This is a genomic window from Pseudomonas sp. PDNC002, assembly GCF_016919445.1.
Lineage (GTDB): Bacteria > Pseudomonadota > Gammaproteobacteria > Pseudomonadales > Pseudomonadaceae > Pseudomonas.
This window is the reverse complement of the sequence record NZ_CP070356.1, coordinates 3,931,313-3,948,525: the sequence shown is the minus strand read 5'-3', so window position 1 is coordinate 3,948,525 and position 17,213 is coordinate 3,931,313. Positions and strand designations below refer to the sequence as shown.

16 protein-coding genes are annotated in these 17,213 nt (G+C 62.8%); all 16 read left to right on the top strand.

The window, feature by feature from the left end; genetic code table 11:
- The first annotated feature begins 14 nt into the window (after positions 1 to 14).
- A complete protein-coding gene (locus tag JVX91_RS18055) occupies positions 15 to 2,237 on the top strand; it encodes an NADP-dependent isocitrate dehydrogenase (protein WP_205335555.1) in 2,223 nt (740 codons plus the stop codon).
- 111 nt (positions 2,238 to 2,348) lie between these two features.
- Positions 2,349 to 2,792, top strand: coding sequence for an NUDIX hydrolase (locus tag JVX91_RS18050; RefSeq protein ID WP_205335554.1), 444 nt, complete (start codon positions 2,349 to 2,351; stop codon positions 2,790 to 2,792).
- Between the two features lie 65 nt (positions 2,793 to 2,857).
- Positions 2,858 to 4,009 carry a tRNA 2-thiouridine(34) synthase MnmA gene (gene mnmA / locus JVX91_RS18045; RefSeq protein WP_205335553.1) on the top strand — a complete coding sequence of 384 codons (1,152 nt, stop codon included), beginning with the start codon at positions 2,858 to 2,860 and terminating at the stop codon, positions 4,007 to 4,009.
- Complete coding sequence (gene hflD / locus JVX91_RS18040; protein ID WP_205335552.1) at positions 4,006 to 4,626, top strand: high frequency lysogenization protein HflD; 621 nt, start codon at positions 4,006 to 4,008, stop codon at positions 4,624 to 4,626. Before mnmA ends, hflD begins: the two co-directional genes overlap by 4 nt.
- 97 nt (positions 4,627 to 4,723) lie before the next feature.
- Positions 4,724 to 6,094, top strand: a complete 1,371-nt coding sequence (gene purB / locus JVX91_RS18035; protein ID WP_205335551.1) for an adenylosuccinate lyase — start codon at positions 4,724 to 4,726, stop codon at positions 6,092 to 6,094.
- 60 nt (positions 6,095 to 6,154) lie between these two features.
- Positions 6,155 to 7,330, top strand: coding sequence for a cupin domain-containing protein (locus JVX91_RS18030; protein ID WP_205335550.1), 1,176 nt, complete (start codon positions 6,155 to 6,157; stop codon positions 7,328 to 7,330).
- Entirely contained in the window at positions 7,323 to 7,751 is a 429-nt protein-coding gene (locus JVX91_RS18025; protein ID WP_205335549.1) for a GNAT family N-acetyltransferase, read from the top strand. The genes JVX91_RS18030 and JVX91_RS18025 overlap by 8 nt, the downstream gene beginning before the upstream one ends.
- A gap of 9 nt (positions 7,752 to 7,760) precedes the next feature.
- A complete protein-coding gene (locus JVX91_RS18020; RefSeq protein ID WP_205335548.1) occupies positions 7,761 to 8,387 on the top strand; it encodes a histone acetyltransferase HPA2 in 627 nt (208 codons plus the stop codon).
- The gene (locus tag JVX91_RS18015) at positions 8,387 to 9,199 is read left to right on the top strand and encodes a secretin N-terminal domain-containing protein (protein ID WP_240201778.1); all 813 of its coding nucleotides are present in this window, start codon (positions 8,387 to 8,389) and stop codon (positions 9,197 to 9,199) included. The genes JVX91_RS18020 and JVX91_RS18015 overlap by 1 nt, the downstream gene beginning before the upstream one ends.
- A 509-nt stretch (positions 9,200 to 9,708) precedes the next feature.
- Complete coding sequence (locus JVX91_RS18010) at positions 9,709 to 11,304, top strand: isocitrate lyase (protein ID WP_054909443.1); 1,596 nt, start codon at positions 9,709 to 9,711, stop codon at positions 11,302 to 11,304.
- Between the two features lie 176 nt (positions 11,305 to 11,480).
- Positions 11,481 to 11,972: a DUF4442 domain-containing protein gene (locus JVX91_RS18005; protein WP_205335546.1), complete on the top strand. Its 492-nt coding sequence runs from the start codon at positions 11,481 to 11,483 to the stop codon at positions 11,970 to 11,972.
- Positions 11,973 to 12,411: 439 nt separating this feature from the next.
- The gene (locus JVX91_RS18000; RefSeq protein ID WP_017517108.1) at positions 12,412 to 12,825 is read left to right on the top strand and encodes an NADH-quinone oxidoreductase subunit A; all 414 of its coding nucleotides are present in this window, start codon (positions 12,412 to 12,414) and stop codon (positions 12,823 to 12,825) included.
- A gap of 10 nt (positions 12,826 to 12,835) precedes the next feature.
- Positions 12,836 to 13,513, top strand: a complete 678-nt coding sequence (locus tag JVX91_RS17995) for an NADH-quinone oxidoreductase subunit B (protein ID WP_045214755.1) — start codon at positions 12,836 to 12,838, stop codon at positions 13,511 to 13,513.
- 59 nt (positions 13,514 to 13,572) lie between these two features.
- Positions 13,573 to 15,354, top strand: a complete 1,782-nt coding sequence (gene nuoC, locus JVX91_RS17990; protein WP_045214752.1) for an NADH-quinone oxidoreductase subunit C/D — start codon at positions 13,573 to 13,575, stop codon at positions 15,352 to 15,354.
- Entirely contained in the window at positions 15,351 to 15,851 is a 501-nt protein-coding gene (gene nuoE / locus JVX91_RS17985) for an NADH-quinone oxidoreductase subunit NuoE (RefSeq protein ID WP_169887231.1), read from the top strand. Before nuoC ends, nuoE begins: the two co-directional genes overlap by 4 nt.
- Complete coding sequence (gene nuoF, locus JVX91_RS17980) at positions 15,848 to 17,197, top strand: NADH-quinone oxidoreductase subunit NuoF (protein WP_169938593.1); 1,350 nt, start codon at positions 15,848 to 15,850, stop codon at positions 17,195 to 17,197. Before nuoE ends, nuoF begins: the two co-directional genes overlap by 4 nt.
- Positions 17,198 to 17,213: the final 16 nt, after the last annotated feature.

Sequence of the window (17,213 nt, the reverse complement as noted above, 5' to 3'; positions counted from 1 at the left end):
AGAGTTAGAACGAGATGTCCATCCGCTCGAAGATCACCTACACCTTCACCGACGAAGCACCCGCCCTTGCCACCTATTCGCTTCTTCCTATCGTAAAAGCCTTTGCCGCTTCCGCCGGCATCGACGTCGAGACCCGCGACATCTCTCTTTCGGGCCGTATCCTGGCCTCCTTCGCTGACAAGCTCGGCGACAAGGCCATCGAAGACGATCTGGCCTACCTGGCCCAACTGGCCACCGACTCCAAAGCCAACATCATCAAGCTGCCGAACATCTCCGCTTCGGTACCGCAGCTCAAGGGCGCCATCGCCGAGCTGCAGAAGCTGGGCTACACCATTCCGGACTTCCCGGAAGACCCGCAGACCGACGAAGAAAAAGACACCCGCGCCCGTTACGCCAAAGTCCTGGGCAGCGCCGTGAACCCGGTCCTGCGTGAAGGCAACTCCGACCGCCGCGCCCCGGCCGCCGTGAAGGCCTACGCTCGCAAGCACCCGCACAGCATGGGCAAGTGGAGCATGGCTTCGCGCTCCCACGCCGACTACATGCGTGGCGGCGACTTCTTCTCCAGCGAGCAGTCGGTCACCATCCCGAAAGCCGGTGAAGTCCGCATCGAGTTCGTCGGCAAGGACGGCAAGGTCGAGACCAAGAAGACCCTGAAGATGCAGGACGGCGAAGTCCTCGACAGCATGTTCATGAGCTGCAGCAAACTGCGCGCCTTCTTCGAGAAGACCCTGCAGGACTGCAAGGAAACCGGCGTCATGTGGTCCCTGCACGTCAAGGCCACCATGATGAAGATCTCCCACCCGATCGTCTTCGGCCACGCCGTCACCGTCTACTACAAGGACGTGTTCGAGAAATACGGCCAGCTGTTCGAAGAGCTGGGTGTGAACCCGAACAACGGCATCTCCAGCGTCTACGACAAGATCAAGTCGCTGCCGGCCTCGCAGCAGGAAGAAATCCTGCACGACATCCACGAGGTGTACAGCCACCGCCCGGAAATGGCGATGGTCGACTCGGTCAAGGGCATCACCAACCTGCACATCCCCAGCGACGTGATCGTCGACGCCTCCATGCCGGCCATGATCCGCAACTCGGGTCAGATGTGGGGCAAGGACGGCAAGCAGAAAGACACTAAAGCGGTAATGCCGGAAAGCACCTATGCCCGCATCTACCAGGAAATGATCAACTTCTGCAAAACCAACGGTGCGTTCGATCCGACCACCATGGGCAGCGTGCCGAACGTCGGCCTGATGGCGCAGAAGGCCGAGGAATACGGCTCCCACGACAAGACCTTCGAACTGGAAGCTGACGGCGTGATGCGTGTCGTCGATGCCGACGGCAAGGTCCTGATGCAGCACGAAGTACAGGCCGGCGACATCTGGCGCGCCTGCCAGACCAAGGACGCCCCGATCCGCGACTGGGTCAAGCTGGCCGTTACCCGTGCCCGCGCCTCCAACACCCCGGCCATCTTCTGGCTGGACCCGGAACGCGCCCACGACAACGAGCTGCGCAAGAAGGTCGAGCTGTACCTGAAGGACCACGACCTGACCGGCCTGGACATCAGCATCAAGGGTTACAACGAAGCCATCCGCACCAGCATGGAGCGTCAGCTGCGCGGCCTGGACACCATCTCGGTGACCGGCAACGTCCTGCGCGACTACCTGACCGACCTGTTCCCGATCATGGAACTGGGCACCTCGGCCAAGATGCTCTCCATCGTTCCGCTGATGGCGGGCGGCGGCATGTACGAAACCGGTGCCGGCGGCTCGGCTCCGAAACATGTACAGCAGCTGGTGGAAGAGAACTACCTGCGCTGGGATTCCCTGGGCGAGTTCCTGGCTCTGGCCGTCTCCTTCGAAGAAGAAGGCATCAAGACCAACAACGCCAAGGCCAAGGTACTGGGCAAGACCCTGGACATCGCCACCGGCAAACTGCTGGACAACAACAAGTCGCCGTCGCGCAAGATCGGTGAGATCGACAACCGCGGCAGCCACTTCTACCTGTCCATGTACTGGGCCCAGGCCCTGGCCGAGCAGAACGACGACGCCGAGCTGAAAGCTCACTTCGCCACCCTGGCCAAGACCCTGACCGAGAAGGAAGCGGCCATCGTCGCCGAACTGAACGGCGTCCAGGGCAAGCCGGCGGAAATCGGCGGCTACTACCGTTCCAGCCCGGAGCTGACCAGCCAGGTCATGCGCCCGAGCGCGACCTTCAACGCCGCGATCGACGCACTGGCGTAAGCCACTTCGCGCAACACCAGAACCCCCGGGCCTTCCCGGGGGTTCTGCTTTCTGCGCCTCGCAGCGTTAAACTCGCGCCTTTCGCACTGATCCCGTAGAGAGACCGTATCCATGCGCTGGCTAGCACACGTCACCGTCGCCACCATCGTCGAAGACCAGGGCCGCTTTCTGCTGGTAGAGGAAATGTCCGCTGACAAAAAGCAGGTCTTCAACCAGCCCGCCGGCCACCTGGAAGCCAATGAGAGCCTGATTGAGGCCGCTGTGCGCGAGACCCTGGAGGAAACCGGCTGGGACGTGGAGTTGACCGCCGTCACCGGCATCTACCTGTATACCGCCCCCAGCAACGGCGTCACTTACCAGCGCGTCTGCTTCGCCGCCCGCCCCGTGCGCCATCACCCCGAGCGCGCGCTGGACGACGGCATCCTCGGCGCCCGCTGGATGTCTCGAGATGAACTGGCCGCCCAGCCCGAGCGTTGGCGCAGCCATCTGGTGCTGCGCTGCATCGACGATTACCTGGAAGGCGAGCACTTCCCGCTGAGCCTGATCAGGGCCTGATCCGCGCCTGAGCCGCTCGGCTCTGGTAGAATCCCCGCCTTTACCTGCACCCGTGATGCGCCACCATGCCTGAATTGTCGTCTTCTTCGCCGTCTTATTCGGCGAAAACTCCCCAGAACACCCGCGTCATCGTCGGCATGTCCGGCGGCGTGGACTCCTCCGTCTCCGCCCTCCTCCTCAAGGAGCAGGGTTACCAGGTGGAAGGTCTGTTCATGAAGAACTGGGAAGAGGACGACGGCACCGAATACTGCACCGCGATGACCGACCTGGCCGACGCCCAGGCCGTCTGCGACCGCATCGGCATCACGCTGCATACCGCCAACTTTGCCGCGGAATACTGGGACAACGTCTTCGAGCACTTCCTCGAGGAGTACAAGGCCGGTCGCACGCCGAACCCGGACATCCTCTGCAACCGTGAGATCAAGTTCAAAGCCTTCCTCGACTATGCCGTCGCCCTGGGCGCCGACCTGATCGCCACCGGCCACTACGTGCGCCGCCGTGACGTCGATGGCCGCAGCGAGCTGCTCAAGGGCCTGGACCCGAACAAGGACCAGAGCTACTTCCTCCACGCCGTGGGCGGCGAGCAGATCGGCAAGACCCTGTTCCCGGTCGGAGAACTGGAGAAGCCCGAGGTCCGCGCCATCGCCGAGAAATACGGCCTGGCCACCGCAAAGAAGAAGGACTCCACCGGCATCTGCTTCATCGGCGAGCGCCGCTTCAGCGACTTCCTCAAGCAGTATCTGCCGGCCCAGCCGGGCGACATCGAGACCACCGATGGACAGGTCATCGGCAAGCATGTCGGCCTGATGTACCACACCATTGGCCAGCGCCAGGGCCTGGGCATCGGCGGCCTGAAGAATGCCGACGACAGCCCCTGGTACGTGCTGGAGAAAGACCTGGCACGCAACGTCCTGGTCGTCGGCCAGGGCAACGACCACCCGTGGCTGTTCTCCCGCGCCCTGCACGCCTCGCATATCTACTGGGTCAACCCCATCGACCTGGAGCAACCCAGAACGCTGCGCGCCAAGGTGCGCTACCGCCAGGCCGACCAGGACTGCGTACTGGAACGCACCGCCAACGGCTACCGCGCCATCTTTGACGAGCCGCAGCGCGCCGTTACGCCCGGACAGTCCGTGGTCTTCTATGACGGCGAAATCTGCCTCGGCGGCGGCGTCATCGAATCCGCCGAACCCGCTTTCGCTAAGGACCGCACATGAGCGATCTGCACGACCAGATCATTGCCCTTTCCGGCGTTTTCGAAGCCGCCTCGCTGGTAGACCGCCTGGCCCGCACCGGGCAGGTCCCCGAGGCACCGCTGAGCTGCATGCTTGGCAGCCTGCTGGTGCGCGCCCCCAAGACCACCCTCGACGTCTACGGCGGCGACACCGCAAACCTGCGCGAGGGCTTCCGCGCCCTGGTCAGCGCCCTGGAGCGCGACCCGAACAGCCTGCAGCGCGAACCGTTGCGCTACGCCCTGTCGCTGATCGGCCTGGAACGCCAGCTGAACAAACGCGACGACATGCTCGACATCATGGGTACCCGCCTGGACCAGATCCAGCAGCAGGTACAGCACTTCGGGCTGGTCCACGAGAACGTCATCGCCTCCTGCGCCGGCTTGTACCAGGACACCCTGAGCACCTTCCGCCAGCGCATCCAGGTCCATGGCGACATGCGCCACCTGCAAATCAATGCCAACGCCGCGCGCATCCGCGCCCTGCTGCTGGCCGGCATCCGCTCCGCGCGCCTGTGGCGACAGCTCGGCGGCAACCGCTGGCAGATGCTGTTCGCCCGCAAGAAAATGCTCAACGAGCTGCGCCCCCTGCTGCGCGGCTGAAGCATGCCCTTCCGGTCGCCGCAAGGGCGACCGGTTCGCGCCATTCGTGTATGATGTGCGCCCTTTTCGTTGACCGACAGCTACGAGAACGCCCCCCATGCAGCTTTCCTCCCTTACCGCGGTTTCCCCCGTTGACGGCCGTTATGGCAGCAAAACCAGCGCCCTGCGTCCGATCTTCAGCGAGTACGGCCTGATCCGTTTCCGCGTCCTGGTGGAGGTTCGCTGGTTGCAGCGTCTCGCCGCCCATGCCGGCATCCCTGAAGTAGCGCCGTTCTCCGCCGAAGCCAATGCCCTGCTGAACCAACTGGCCGACGACTTCCAGCTGGAGCACGCACAGCGCATCAAGGACATCGAGCGCACCACCAACCACGACGTCAAAGCCGTGGAATACCTGCTCAAGGAACAAGCCGCCAAGCTGCCGGAACTGGCCAAGGTCAGCGAGTTCATCCACTTCGCCTGCACCTCCGAGGACATCAACAACCTGTCCCACGCCCTGATGCTGCGCGAAGGCCGTGACACCGTGCTGCTGCCGCTGATGCGTCAGATCGCCGAGTCCATCCGCGAGCTCGCGGTGAAGTTCGCCGACGTGCCGATGCTCTCGCGCACCCACGGCCAGCCGGCCTCCCCGACCACTCTGGGCAAGGAACTGGCCAACGTCGTCTACCGCCTGGAGCGCCAGATCAAGCAAGTCGCCTCGGTCGAGCTGCTGGGCAAGATCAACGGCGCCGTGGGCAACTACAACGCCCACCTGTCGGCCTATCCGCAGGTGGATTGGGAAGCCAACGCCCGCGAGTTCATCGAAGGTGACCTCGGCCTGAACTGGAACCCCTACACCACCCAGATCGAGCCGCACGACTACATCGCCGAGCTGTTCGACGCCGTCGCGCGCTTCAACACCATCCTCATCGACTTCGACCGCGACGTCTGGGGCTACATCTCCCTGGGCTACTTCAAGCAGAAGACCGTCGCCGGTGAGATCGGCTCCTCGACCATGCCGCACAAGGTCAACCCGATCGACTTCGAAAACTCCGAAGGCAACCTGGGCATCGCCAACGCACTGCTCCAGCACCTGGCCAGCAAGCTGCCGATCTCTCGCTGGCAGCGCGACCTGACCGACTCCACCGTGCTGCGCAACCTGGGCGTCGGCTTCGCCCACAGCGTCATCGCCTACGAAGCCAGCCTCAAAGGCATCGGCAAGCTGGAGCTGAACGCCGCACGCATCGCCGACGACCTGGACGCCTGCTGGGAAGTCCTGGCCGAGCCGGTACAGACCGTCATGCGTCGCTACGGCATCGAGAACCCCTACGAGAAGCTCAAGGAACTGACCCGCGGCAAAGGCATCAGCGCCGAAGCCCTGCAGGTGTTCATCGAAGGCCTCGACATGCCGGCAGAAGCCAAGGCCGAGCTGAAGAAACTGACTCCTGCGAACTACATCGGTAACGCCGCCGCCCAGGCCAAGCGCATCTGAGATTCGCCCTGACTTTGCACGCCCGGCTGTGCCGGGCGTTTTTGTTTCAAGGACTTAACCATGAATCCTGCTATTCCTCTTCAGCTTTTGGGCGGCATCAGCGCCGATGAATTCCTCCGCGATTACTGGCAGAAGAAACCGCTGCTGGTGCGCCAGGCGATCCCGGACTTCAAGAGCCCGCTGGACCCCGATGAGCTGGCCGGCCTCGCCCTGGAAGAAATGATCGAGTCGCGCATCGTCGTCGAACATGGCGATAGCCCCTGGGAACTGCGCCGCGGCCCGTTCAAGGAAGAAGCGTTCAAGGACCTCCCCGAGCGTGACTGGACGCTGCTGGTACAGGCCGTCGACCAGTTCATCCCGGAAGTCGCCGAACTGCTGGAACATTTCAAGTTCCTGCCCAGCTGGCGCATCGACGACGTGATGATCAGCTACGCCGCACCGGGTGGCGGCGTGGGCCCGCACTTCGACAACTACGACGTGTTCCTCCTGCAAGGCCACGGCCATCGCCGCTGGAAGATCGGCCAGACCTGCGACGCCAGCAGCCCGATACTGCCCCACGCCGACCTGCGCATCCTCGCAGAATTCGAAGAGAGCGCCGAATGGGTGCTGGAGCCGGGCGACATGCTCTACCTGCCGCCGCGCGTCGCCCACTACGGCATCGCCGAAGACGACTGCATGACCTACTCGGTCGGCTTCCGCGCCCCCAGCGCCGCCGAAGTGCTGACCCACTTCACCGACTTCCTCGCCCAGTTCCTCTCCGACGAAGAGCGCTACAGCGACGCCGGCATGAGCGCGGTGAAAGGCGACGAAGACCAGCACAAGATCCAGCGCGACGCGCTGGATCGCCTGAAGAACCTGCTGCAGGAGCACATGAGCGACGAGCGCCTGCTGCTCACCTGGTTCGGCCAGTTCATGACCGAGCCGCGCTACCCGGAACTGGTCGCCGGTGAGGAAATCGAGGAAGACGAACTGGCCAGCGCAATCGCCGATGGCGCAGTGCTGATCCGCAACCCCAGTGCCCGCATGGCCTGGAGCGAAGTGGACGTTGGCCTACTGCTGTTCGCCAGCGGCCAGACCGTGGTCCTGCCGGAAAAACTGCGCGAGCTGCTCAAGCTGGTGTGTTCGGCGGAATCGCTTCACGAAGGGAATCTCGGCCAATGGCTGGCCGATGAGGATGGGCGTAAGCTCGTTGGAGAACTGATCAAACAGGGCAGTCTGGAGTTTGCCGATGAGTAGCAAGATCAGGGTTCGCGTGGCGGACTGGCAGAAGGACAATGCCGATCTGCGGCGCATTCGCGAGGCGGTGTTCATTGCCGAGCAATCCGTCCCGCCTGAACTCGAATGGGACGCCGAGGATGTCGAAGCCGTGCACTTCCTGGCCTTCGAAGGCGACTACGCCATCGGCACCGCCCGCCTCCTTCCGGACGGGCACATCGGCCGGGTTTCCGTCCTCAAGGATTGGCGCGGCCTGAAAGTGGGCGACCTGCTGATGCGTGCCGCCATCGAGGAGGCCGAGCGTCAGGGGCTGAAACGCCAATTGCTGACCGCCCAGGTCTATGCCATCCCCTTCTACGAGCGGCTAGGCTTCAAGGTAGCCAGCGGCGAATTCCTCGACGCCGGCCTGCCTCACGTGGACATGGTGCGCGAAAGCGACTGAAGGAGCGAAATGGACAACGTCCCGGAACCAGACGACCTCCCGGCAGAACTGCCGGATATCGAGTTTCAGTCACCGGGACGTTTCGCCGTCCATAACCCGGCCAGTGCGGCGCTGCCGCCGGAAGCGCTCGAACCCGCGCCCTTCCGCCTGGGCGAAGGCGATCAGCTCCAGCGCTTCAACAAGCCCGATACCGCCCGCGCCCACGCCCTCGCGCTGATGCAGCAAGCGCGACGCACGCTCCATCTCTACACCCCAGACCTGGAACCCTGGCTGTACCACCACAGCAGCATCCAGGAAGCCTGCACCCAGCTACTGCTGGGCAATCCACGCAATCGCCTGATGATCCTGGTCCGCGACAGCACGCGCGCCGTGAAGGAAGGCCATCGCCTGCTCAATCTCAGCCGGCGCCTGTCCAGTTATTGCCAGATCCGCCGGATCAACCCGGACTACCCCAGCGAAGAGCACGCCTTCCTCCTCGCCGATGATTGCGGTCTACTCGTGCGCCCTGAGCCGAACGAGTACGCCGGCTACGCCCACTACAACGACGCTGGCCGGGTGCGCCAACTGCAAGCGCAATTCGAACAGACCTGGAACACCAGCGTCCTCGATCCGAACCTGCGGAGTTTCCTGATTTGATCCGACACCCTCTCGCCTTGCTCGTCGCCTGCGCCGTCAGCCTCGCAGCCCTCGCGGAGCCGCGCACCGAGGTCATTCCGCTGAACTACCGCACCGCCGACGAAGTACTGCCAGTGGCGCAGCAGGTTCTGGGCAACGAAGGTCGGGTGACCGCCTACGGCAACCAGCTGGTCGTCAACGCCGAACAGGCGAAGATCCGCGAACTGCAGCAGGTACTCAATCAACTGGACACACGCCCTCACCAGTTGCTGATCAGTGTCGACACCCTCGACGGCAGCCAGGGCAGCCAAAGCGGCTATTCGGTGAACGGCTCGGTGAGCGCCGGCAATGTCGAGATCCAGTCCGGCCGTGGCGAGGTGAACGGACGCGACCAGGTGCGCATCATCAATCGCTCCACCAACAGTCGCGGCGGCGGCACCCAGCAGGTGCGCGCCACCGAAGGCTCACCAGCCCTGATCCAGGTCGGCCAGAGCCAGCCGGTCACCAATGCCGGCATCGGCCCTTATGGCCAGGTCTACAGCCAAACCGAATACCGCGATGCCAACCAGGGCATGTATGTGACCGCCAGCCTCACCGGCAACCTCGTGCACATCACCCTGAGCACGCGCAACGACCGCTTCGACAACAGCTACCAGGGCTCGATGAATACCAGTTCGACCGAAACCCGCATCAGCGGTCCGGTCGGCCAATGGATCGAGGTAGGTGGCGTCAGCGAGAGCAACCAGAGCACGCAGAGTGGTTTCGCCCGCCACTACAGCACCCAGGGGCGCAACGACAGCAGCCTGCGGGTGAAGGTCGAAGTGCTCGACTAACCCTTCCCCAGGTGACTCGTCGGTCCTCCTTAGACCTTCGTGTAGTAGTCCCAAAAAAACACTACAAAACGTTTGACGAACGCTCGTTTGAAAGGGCATGATGGCCTCGCTCCCGCTAACCAGAGGGCCTCAAAGCCCTTCGGACCAAGCCAGTGGCCCACCCGCCATGCAGGTCCGTGTTGTTAAGCCCACAAGGCGGATCGACGAGGTTGCGACTGGCAAGAGGTTGTCCTGAGGGACGGGGAAGCAAGCCTAAGCAACAGCACGAAGTGACGGATTCAGCCGTCCACCATCGCCCAACGGCTGCCACGAGCCGGCAAGCGATTCTGGATGTACCGCTGCAGTCATCAGTCTGTACGCCGCGCCACCCCACTCCTCCAGCGTCATTCCTTCTTTCGGTCGCCCCTTCGCCATCCCGCGGCGAGCAACCCGCAGCCAATTCCGTTTCGATACAGGTTTTGAGTGGGTAAGTCGGTGCTCAACCAAACACATACTTTGAAGGATTGACCATGTCCGCATATCAAAACGACATCAAAGCCGTTGCCGCTCTGAAAGAGAAAACCGGTAACAGCTGGAGCGCTATCAACCCCGAGTCGGTTGCCCGTATGCGCGCTCAGAACCGCTTCAAGACTGGTCTGGACATCGCCAAGTACACTGCGGCCATCATGCGCAAGGACATGGCCGAGTATGACGCCGACACCTCCGTCTACACCCAGTCCCTGGGCTGCTGGCACGGCTTCATCGGTCAGCAGAAGCTGATCTCGATCAAGAAGCACCTGAAGACCACCAACAAGCGCTACCTCTACCTGTCCGGCTGGATGGTTGCCGCGCTGCGTTCCGACTTCGGCCCGCTGCCCGACCAGTCCATGCACGAAAAAACCGCCGTTTCCGGCCTGATCGAAGAGCTCTACACCTTCCTGCGCCAGGCTGACGCCCGCGAACTGGACCTGCTCTTCACTGCCCTGGACAGCGCTCGCGCCGCCGGCGACAAAGCCAAGCAAGACGAAATCCAGGCCCAGATCGACGGCTACGAAACCCACGTAGTACCGATCATCGCCGACATCGACGCTGGCTTCGGTAACCCGGAAGCCACCTACCTGCTGGCCAAGAAAATGATCGAAGCCGGTGCCTGCTGCATCCAGATCGAGAACCAGGTTTCCGACGAGAAGCAGTGCGGCCACCAGGACGGCAAAGTGACCGTTCCGCACGAAGATTTCCTCGCCAAGATCAACGCCGTTCGCTACGCGTTCCTCGAACTGGGTGTTGACGACGGCGTGATCGTTGCCCGTACCGACTCCCTGGGCGCCGGCCTGACCAAGCAGATCGCCGTGACCAAAGAGCCGGGCGACCTGGGCGACCAGTACAACTCCTTCCTGGATTGCGAAGAAGTTTCCGCTGCCGAACTGCAGAACGGCGACGTGGTGATCAACCGCGGCGGCAAGCTGCTGCGTCCGAAGCGCCTGGCTTCCAACCTCTTCCAGTTCCGCAAGGGCACCGGCGAAGACCGTTGCGTCCTGGACTGCATCACCTCGCTGCAGAACGGCGCCGACCTGCTGTGGATCGAAACCGAGAAGCCGCACGTTGGCCAGATCAAAGGCATGGTTGACCGCATCCGTCAGGTCATCCCGAACGCCAAGCTGGTGTACAACAACAGCCCGTCGTTCAACTGGACCCTGAACTTCCGTCAGCAGGTGTTCGATGCGTTTGTTGCCGAAGGCAAAGACGTTTCCGCCTACGACCGCGCCAAGCTGATGAGCGTCGAGTACGACGAGACCGAACTGGCCCAGGTTGCTGACGAGAAGATCCGTACCTTCCAGCGCGATGGTTCCGCTCACGCCGGCATCTTCCACCACCTGATCACCCTGCCGACCTACCACACCGCCGCTCTGTCGACCGACAACCTGGCCAAAGGCTACTTCGCCGACCAGGGCATGCTGGCCTACGTGAAAGGCGTTCAGCGTCAGGAACTGCGTCAGGGTATCGCCTGCGTCAAGCACCAGAACATGGCTGGCTCGGACATCGGCGACAACCACAAAGAGTACTTCGCTGGCGAAGCCGCTCTGAAAGCCTCCGGTAAAGACAACACCATGAACCAGTTCCACTAATAGGGAACCGGCTCGACCGGCCCCTCGGGGCCGGGAGGCACCGCAAAACCCCGGCCCAGGCCGGGGTTTTGCTTTTTCACTTGGCCGAACCGCCGGCCAGCCCCTCCTCGCCCGCCAAGGGCAGAACCGCAATGGCATGCCAGCCTCGGACTTCCTCTATAAGGAAGGAAAAGCCCATGCGCAAGCGCAACCGCCTCGCTCTCGCCGCCCACTTCATCCAGCGCCTGCCGCGCCGCCTTCACGAGCCAATGCTCAGTCGCCTGTTCTGCTCCCAGGTACGCTTTGCCGGCACCGCAGGCGTACGCATCCAGAAGCTCTCCAGCGACGAAGTGCGGATGAGCCTGGCCAACCATCGCCGCGCCCGCAATCACATCGGCGGCGTGCACGCCGCCGCCATGGCCCTGCTCGCCGAATCAGCCAGCGGCTGCATGGTCGGCATGAACCTGCCTGACACCAAGCTGCCACTGATCAAATGCCTCAAAGTCGATTACCTGCGCCGGGCCCGCGGCAGCCTGCGCGCCATCGCCACGCTGACGCCGGAGCAGCGCCACGCAATGCTGGAGCAAGACAAGGGAGAAATGCTCATCCAGGTGACTCTGCTGGACGACTCCGGCGCCGAGCCGGTGCGCTGCGAGATGCACTGGGCGTGGATTCAGAAAGGAAACTGAACCACCCGGAACGAGGGGAACCCAAGAAAACTGTCGCGGATATGCTTCGACAGCAAATGAGCGAAATAAAAGACTCGCCGCTTATATGTAGTAAAGTTACGGATATACGACACTGCAAATGATAATACTTATCATTCGTTGATTAACGATTTATTGCGCCGAAATACCTCGAAAGTACCATTCGACCAAAGCCGAAGTGCCGCCACACTAAGCGGCTAGAGCCGCGCAAACAGGGCGCTACGGGAAATGCAAAAGGCTTTTGCCCGAATTAGAAGCATCTGTTTGTGTTGGAAAAATTTACTTGCTGAAGGCTTTGGGCATAAAATTGGAAAGATGACCTGAACCCTTAGCTCGCTATCCTTGAGTTGTCGGGTTCGCAGTAGTCGGGCCTTGCGCCCGAAACCCAAGACAATCGTTTTTTGTAGGAAGGAGTATCGGCATGCCCAATCCAGCTGAACTTGCAGCTCAACACTGGGGACTCGCCGCCTTCCTTTTAGGAGTGCTGGGCCTGCTCGCCTTCATGCTAGGGGTTTCCAGCCTGCTTGGCAGTAAGGCATTTGGTCGCAGCAAGAACGAACCGTTCGAATCCGGGATCGTTCCTACTGGCAGCGCACGCCTGCGTCTGTCGGCAAAATTCTATCTGGTCGCGATGCTCTTCGTGATCTTCGACGTCGAAGCCCTCTTCCTTTTCGCCTGGTCAGTGTCCGTCCGTGAAAGCGGCTGGGCCGGTCTGATCGAGGCAACCATTTTCATAGCAATTCTGTTGGCAGGTCTTGTCTACCTGTGGCGTATCGGCGCGCTCGATTGGGCGCCGGCGGCACGTCGCGCACGGCAGGCGAAGCTAAAACAATGAGGCTTTGGCGATGCAATACAAACTTACCCGGATCGATCCGGATGCGCCCAATGATCAGTACCCGATCGGCGAACGCGAAACGGTAGAAGACCCGCTCATCGAAGGGCAGGTCCACAAGAACATCTTCATGGGCAAGCTCGAGGATGTTCTCAACGGTGCGGTGAACTGGGGTCGCAAGAACTCCCTGTGGCCGTACAACTTCGGGCTGTCCTGCTGCTACGTGGAGATGACCACGGCGTTCACCGCGCCGCACGACATTGCCCGTTTCGGCGCCGAAGTGATCCGTGCATCGCCGCGCCAGGCTGACTTCATGGTCATCGCCGGCACCTGCTTCATCAAGATGGCCCCGGTCATCCAGCGCTTGTACGAGCAGATGCTGGAACCCAAGTGGGTGATCTCGATGGGGTCGTGCGCCAATTCCGGCGGCATGTACGACATCTACTCGGTCGTTCAGGGGGTCGACAAGTTCCTCCCCGTGGACGTGTACATCCCCGGCTGCCCGCCCCGTCCGGAGGCGTTCCTGCAAGGTTTGATGCTGCTGCAGGAATCCATCGGCCAGGAGCGTCGTCCGTTGTCCTGGGTTGTAGGCGATCAAGGCGTCTATCGCGCCGACATGCCTGCCCAGAAGGATCTCAAGCGCGAACAGCGCATTGCGGTCACCAACCTGCGCAGCCCCGACGAAGTGTGATCCGGCCCTCCACGAGAGGCCCGTTTTCACTCCACCGTTGACCGAGTGACTTAAAGACTATGAATGCAGACTCCGCTCTGTACATCCCGCCTTACAAGGCAGACGACCAAGACATCGTCGTCGAACTGAATTCCCGCTTTGGCGCCGAGACCTTCACCGTCCAGGCCACCCGCACCGGCATGCCGGTGCTCTGGGTCGCCCGTGAGCGCCTGATCGACGTCCTGACCTTCCTGCGCAATGTGCCCAAGCCGTACGTCATGCTCTATGACCTGCACGGCGTGGACGAGCGCCTGCGCACCCACCGTCGCGGCCTGCCGGGCGCCGATTTCAGCGTGTTCTACCACCTGATGTCGCTCGAGCGTAACAGTGACGTGATGATCAAGGTGGCCCTCTCCGAAGGCGACCTCAACGTGCCCACCGCCACCCGTATCTGGCCGAACGCCAACTGGTACGAGCGTGAGGTCTGGGACATGTACGGGATCACCTTCAATGGTCACCCGCACCTGACCCGCATGCTGATGCCGCCGACCTGGGAAGGTCACCCGCTGCGCAAGGACTACCCGGCGCGCGCCACCGAATTCGATCCCTACGCGCTGTCCGCCGCCAAACAGGACCTCGAGCAGGAAGCCCTGCGCTTCAAGCCCGAAGACTGGGGCATGAAGCGCCACGGCGAGAACGAGGACTTCATGTTCCTCAACCTCGGCCCGAACCACCCGTCCGCCCACGGTGCGTTCCGCATCATCCTGCAGCTGGACGGTGAAGAGATCCTCGATTGCGTTCCGGAGATCGGCTACCACCACCGTGGCGCCGAGAAGATGGCCGAGCGTCAGTCCTGGCACAGCTTCATTCCGTACACCGACCGTATCGACTACCTCGGCGGCGTGATGAACAACCTGCCGTACGTGCTCTCGGTCGAGAAGCTCGCCGGCATCAAGGTGCCGCAGCGCGTCGACGTCATCCGCATCATGATGTCGGAGTTCTTCCGCATCCTGAACCACCTCCTCTACCTGGGTACCTACATCCAGGACGTGGGCGCGATGACTCCGGTGTTCTTCACCTTCACCGACCGCCAGCGCGCCTACAAGGTCGTCGAGGCCATCACCGGCTTCCGCCTGCACCCGGCCTGGTACCGCATCGGCGGCGTCGCCCACGACCTGCCGCGTGGCTGGGACAAGCTGGTCCGCGAGTTCCTCGACTGGATGCCCAAGCGCCTGGACGAGTACGAAACCGCTGCCCTGAAAAACAGCATCCTGCGTGGCCGTACCATCGGCGTTGCCCAGTACAACACCAAGGAAGCGCTGGAGTGGGGTACCACCGGTGCCGGCCTGCGCGCCACCGGCTGTGATTTCGACCTGCGTAAAGCCCGCCCCTACTCCGGGTACGAGAACTTCGAGTTCGAAGTGCCGCTGGCGGCCAACGGCGACGCCTACGACCGCTGCATGGTCAAGATGGGTGAAATGCGCCAGAGCCTGCGCATCATCGAGCAGTGCCTGAAGAACATGCCCGAAGGCCCGTACAAGGCCGACCACCCGCTGACCACGCCGCCGCCCAAAGAGCGCACGCTGCAGCACATCGAAACCCTGATCACCCACTTCCTGCAGGTTTCCTGGGGCCCGGTCATGCCGGCCAACGAAGCCTTCCAGATGGTGGAAGCGACCAAGGGTATCAACAGCTACTACCTGACGAGCGATGGCAGCACCATGAGCTACCGGACCCGCATCCGGACGCCCAGCTTCCCGCACCTGCAGCAGATTCCGTCGGTGATCAACGGCAGCATGATCGCTGACCTGATCGCCTATCTGGGCAGTATCGACTTCGTTATGGCCGACGTGGACCGCTGATCATGAGTACCCTTATCCAGACTGATCGTTTCGAACTCAGCGAAACCGAGCGCTCGGCCATCGAGCACGAAATGCATCACTACGAGGACTCCCGTGCGGCGTCCATCGAAGCCCTGAAGATCGTCCAGAAGCAGCGCGGCTGGGTGCCGGACGGCGCCATCCCGGCGATCGCCGACATCCTCGGCATCCCGGACAGCGACGTCGAAGGCGTGGCTACCTTCTATAGCCAGATCTTCCGCCAGCCGGTCGGCCGCCACATCATCCGCGTCTGCGACAGCATGGTCTGCTACATCGGCGGCCACGAGTCCGTGGTCGGCGAGATCCAGAAGCAGCTGGGCATCGGCCTCGGCCAGACCACCGCCGACGGCCGCTTCACCCTGCTGCCGGTGTGCTGCCTGGGCAACTGCGACAAGGCCCCGGCGATGATGATCGATGACGACACCTTCGGCGACCTGCGTCCCGACGGCGTCGCCAAACTGCTGGAGGCCTACGCATGAGTCGCCTCACCTCCTACGGCACGCCCAACCGCACCGCGCGCGCGGCCGAAACCCACCCGCTGACCTGGCGCCTGCGTGACGATGGCGCCCCGGTCTGGCTGGAGGAGTACCAGTCGAAGAATGGCTATGCCGCCGCGCGCAAGGCGCTGGCCGAGATGGCCACCGACGACATCGTCCAGACCGTCAAGGACTCCGGCCTCAAGGGCCGCGGCGGTGCGGGCTTCCCCACCGGCGTTAAATGGGGCCTGATGCCCAAGGACGAATCCCTCAACATCCGCTACCTGCTCTGCAATGCGGACGAGATGGAGCCCAACACCTGGAAGGACCGCATGCTCATGGAGCAGCTGCCGCACCTGCTGGTGGAAGGCATGCTGATCTCTGCGCGCGCCCTCAAGGCCTACCGCGGCTACATCTTCTTGCGCGGCGAGTACGTCGACGCCGCCCGCAACCTGAACCGCGCCATCGAGGAAGCCAAGGCCGCAGGCCTCTTGGGCAAGAACATCCTCGGCAGCGGCTTCGATTTCGAGCTGTTCGTCCACACCGGCGCCGGCCGCTACATCTGTGGCGAAGAGACCGCGCTGATCAACTCGCTGGAAGGCCGCCGTGCCAACCCGCGCTCCAAGCCGCCCTTCCCCGCCGCCGTCGGCGTCTGGGGCAAGCCGACCTGCGTGAACAACGTCGAGACCCTGTGCAACGTGCCGGCGATCGTCGAACACGGCGTCGACTGGTACAAGGGCCTCGCCCGTCCGGGCAGCGAAGACATGGGCACCAAGCTCATGGGCTTCTCCGGCAAGGTGAAGAACCCCGGCATCTGGGAACTGCCCTTCGGCCTCCCGGCTCGCGAGCTGTTCGAGGACTACGCCGGCGGCATGCGCGACGGCTACAAGCTCAAGGCCTGGCAGCCGGGCGGCGCCGGTACCGGCTTCCTACTGCCGGAACACCTGGACGCCCTGTTCTACGCCGGCGGCGTCGCCAAGGTCGGCACCCGTATGGGTACTGGCCTGGCCATGGCGGTGGACGACAGCGTCAACATGGTTTCCCTGCTGCGCAACATGGAAGAGTTCTTCGCCCGCGAATCGTGCGGCTGGTGCACTCCATGCCGCGACGGTCTGCCGTGGAGCGTGAAGGTCCTGCGCGCGCTGGAGAAAGGCGAAGGCGCCCAGGGCGACCTGGAAACCCTCGAGCAGCTCGTCAACTTCCTCGGCCCAGGCAAGACCTTCTGTGCCCACGCACCGGGTGCCGTCGAGCCGCTGGGCAGCGCACTGAAGTATTTCCGTCCCGAGTTCGAAGCGGGCATTTCCCGCCAGGCTCAGGCCGTACAAGCACCGCAGACCGTCGGCGCTTGATGCTTTGATCGCCGGG

Coding starts and splice junctions, on each gene's coding strand:
- JVX91_RS18055 (WP_205335555.1), top strand. CDS start 15: ATGTCCATCCGCTCGAAGATCACCTACACCTTCACCGACGAAGCACCC.
- JVX91_RS18050 (WP_205335554.1), top strand. CDS start 2,349: ATGCGCTGGCTAGCACACGTCACCGTCGCCACCATCGTCGAAGACCAG.
- mnmA (WP_205335553.1), top strand. CDS start 2,858: ATGCCTGAATTGTCGTCTTCTTCGCCGTCTTATTCGGCGAAAACTCCC.
- hflD (WP_205335552.1), top strand. CDS start 4,006: ATGAGCGATCTGCACGACCAGATCATTGCCCTTTCCGGCGTTTTCGAA.
- purB (WP_205335551.1), top strand. CDS start 4,724: ATGCAGCTTTCCTCCCTTACCGCGGTTTCCCCCGTTGACGGCCGTTAT.
- JVX91_RS18030 (WP_205335550.1), top strand. CDS start 6,155: ATGAATCCTGCTATTCCTCTTCAGCTTTTGGGCGGCATCAGCGCCGAT.
- JVX91_RS18025 (WP_205335549.1), top strand. CDS start 7,323: ATGAGTAGCAAGATCAGGGTTCGCGTGGCGGACTGGCAGAAGGACAAT.
- JVX91_RS18020 (WP_205335548.1), top strand. CDS start 7,761: ATGGACAACGTCCCGGAACCAGACGACCTCCCGGCAGAACTGCCGGAT.
- JVX91_RS18010 (WP_054909443.1), top strand. CDS start 9,709: ATGTCCGCATATCAAAACGACATCAAAGCCGTTGCCGCTCTGAAAGAG.
- JVX91_RS18005 (WP_205335546.1), top strand. CDS start 11,481: ATGCGCAAGCGCAACCGCCTCGCTCTCGCCGCCCACTTCATCCAGCGC.
- JVX91_RS18000 (WP_017517108.1), top strand. CDS start 12,412: ATGCCCAATCCAGCTGAACTTGCAGCTCAACACTGGGGACTCGCCGCC.
- JVX91_RS17995 (WP_045214755.1), top strand. CDS start 12,836: ATGCAATACAAACTTACCCGGATCGATCCGGATGCGCCCAATGATCAG.
- nuoC (WP_045214752.1), top strand. CDS start 13,573: ATGAATGCAGACTCCGCTCTGTACATCCCGCCTTACAAGGCAGACGAC.
- nuoF (WP_169938593.1), top strand. CDS start 15,848: ATGAGTCGCCTCACCTCCTACGGCACGCCCAACCGCACCGCGCGCGCG.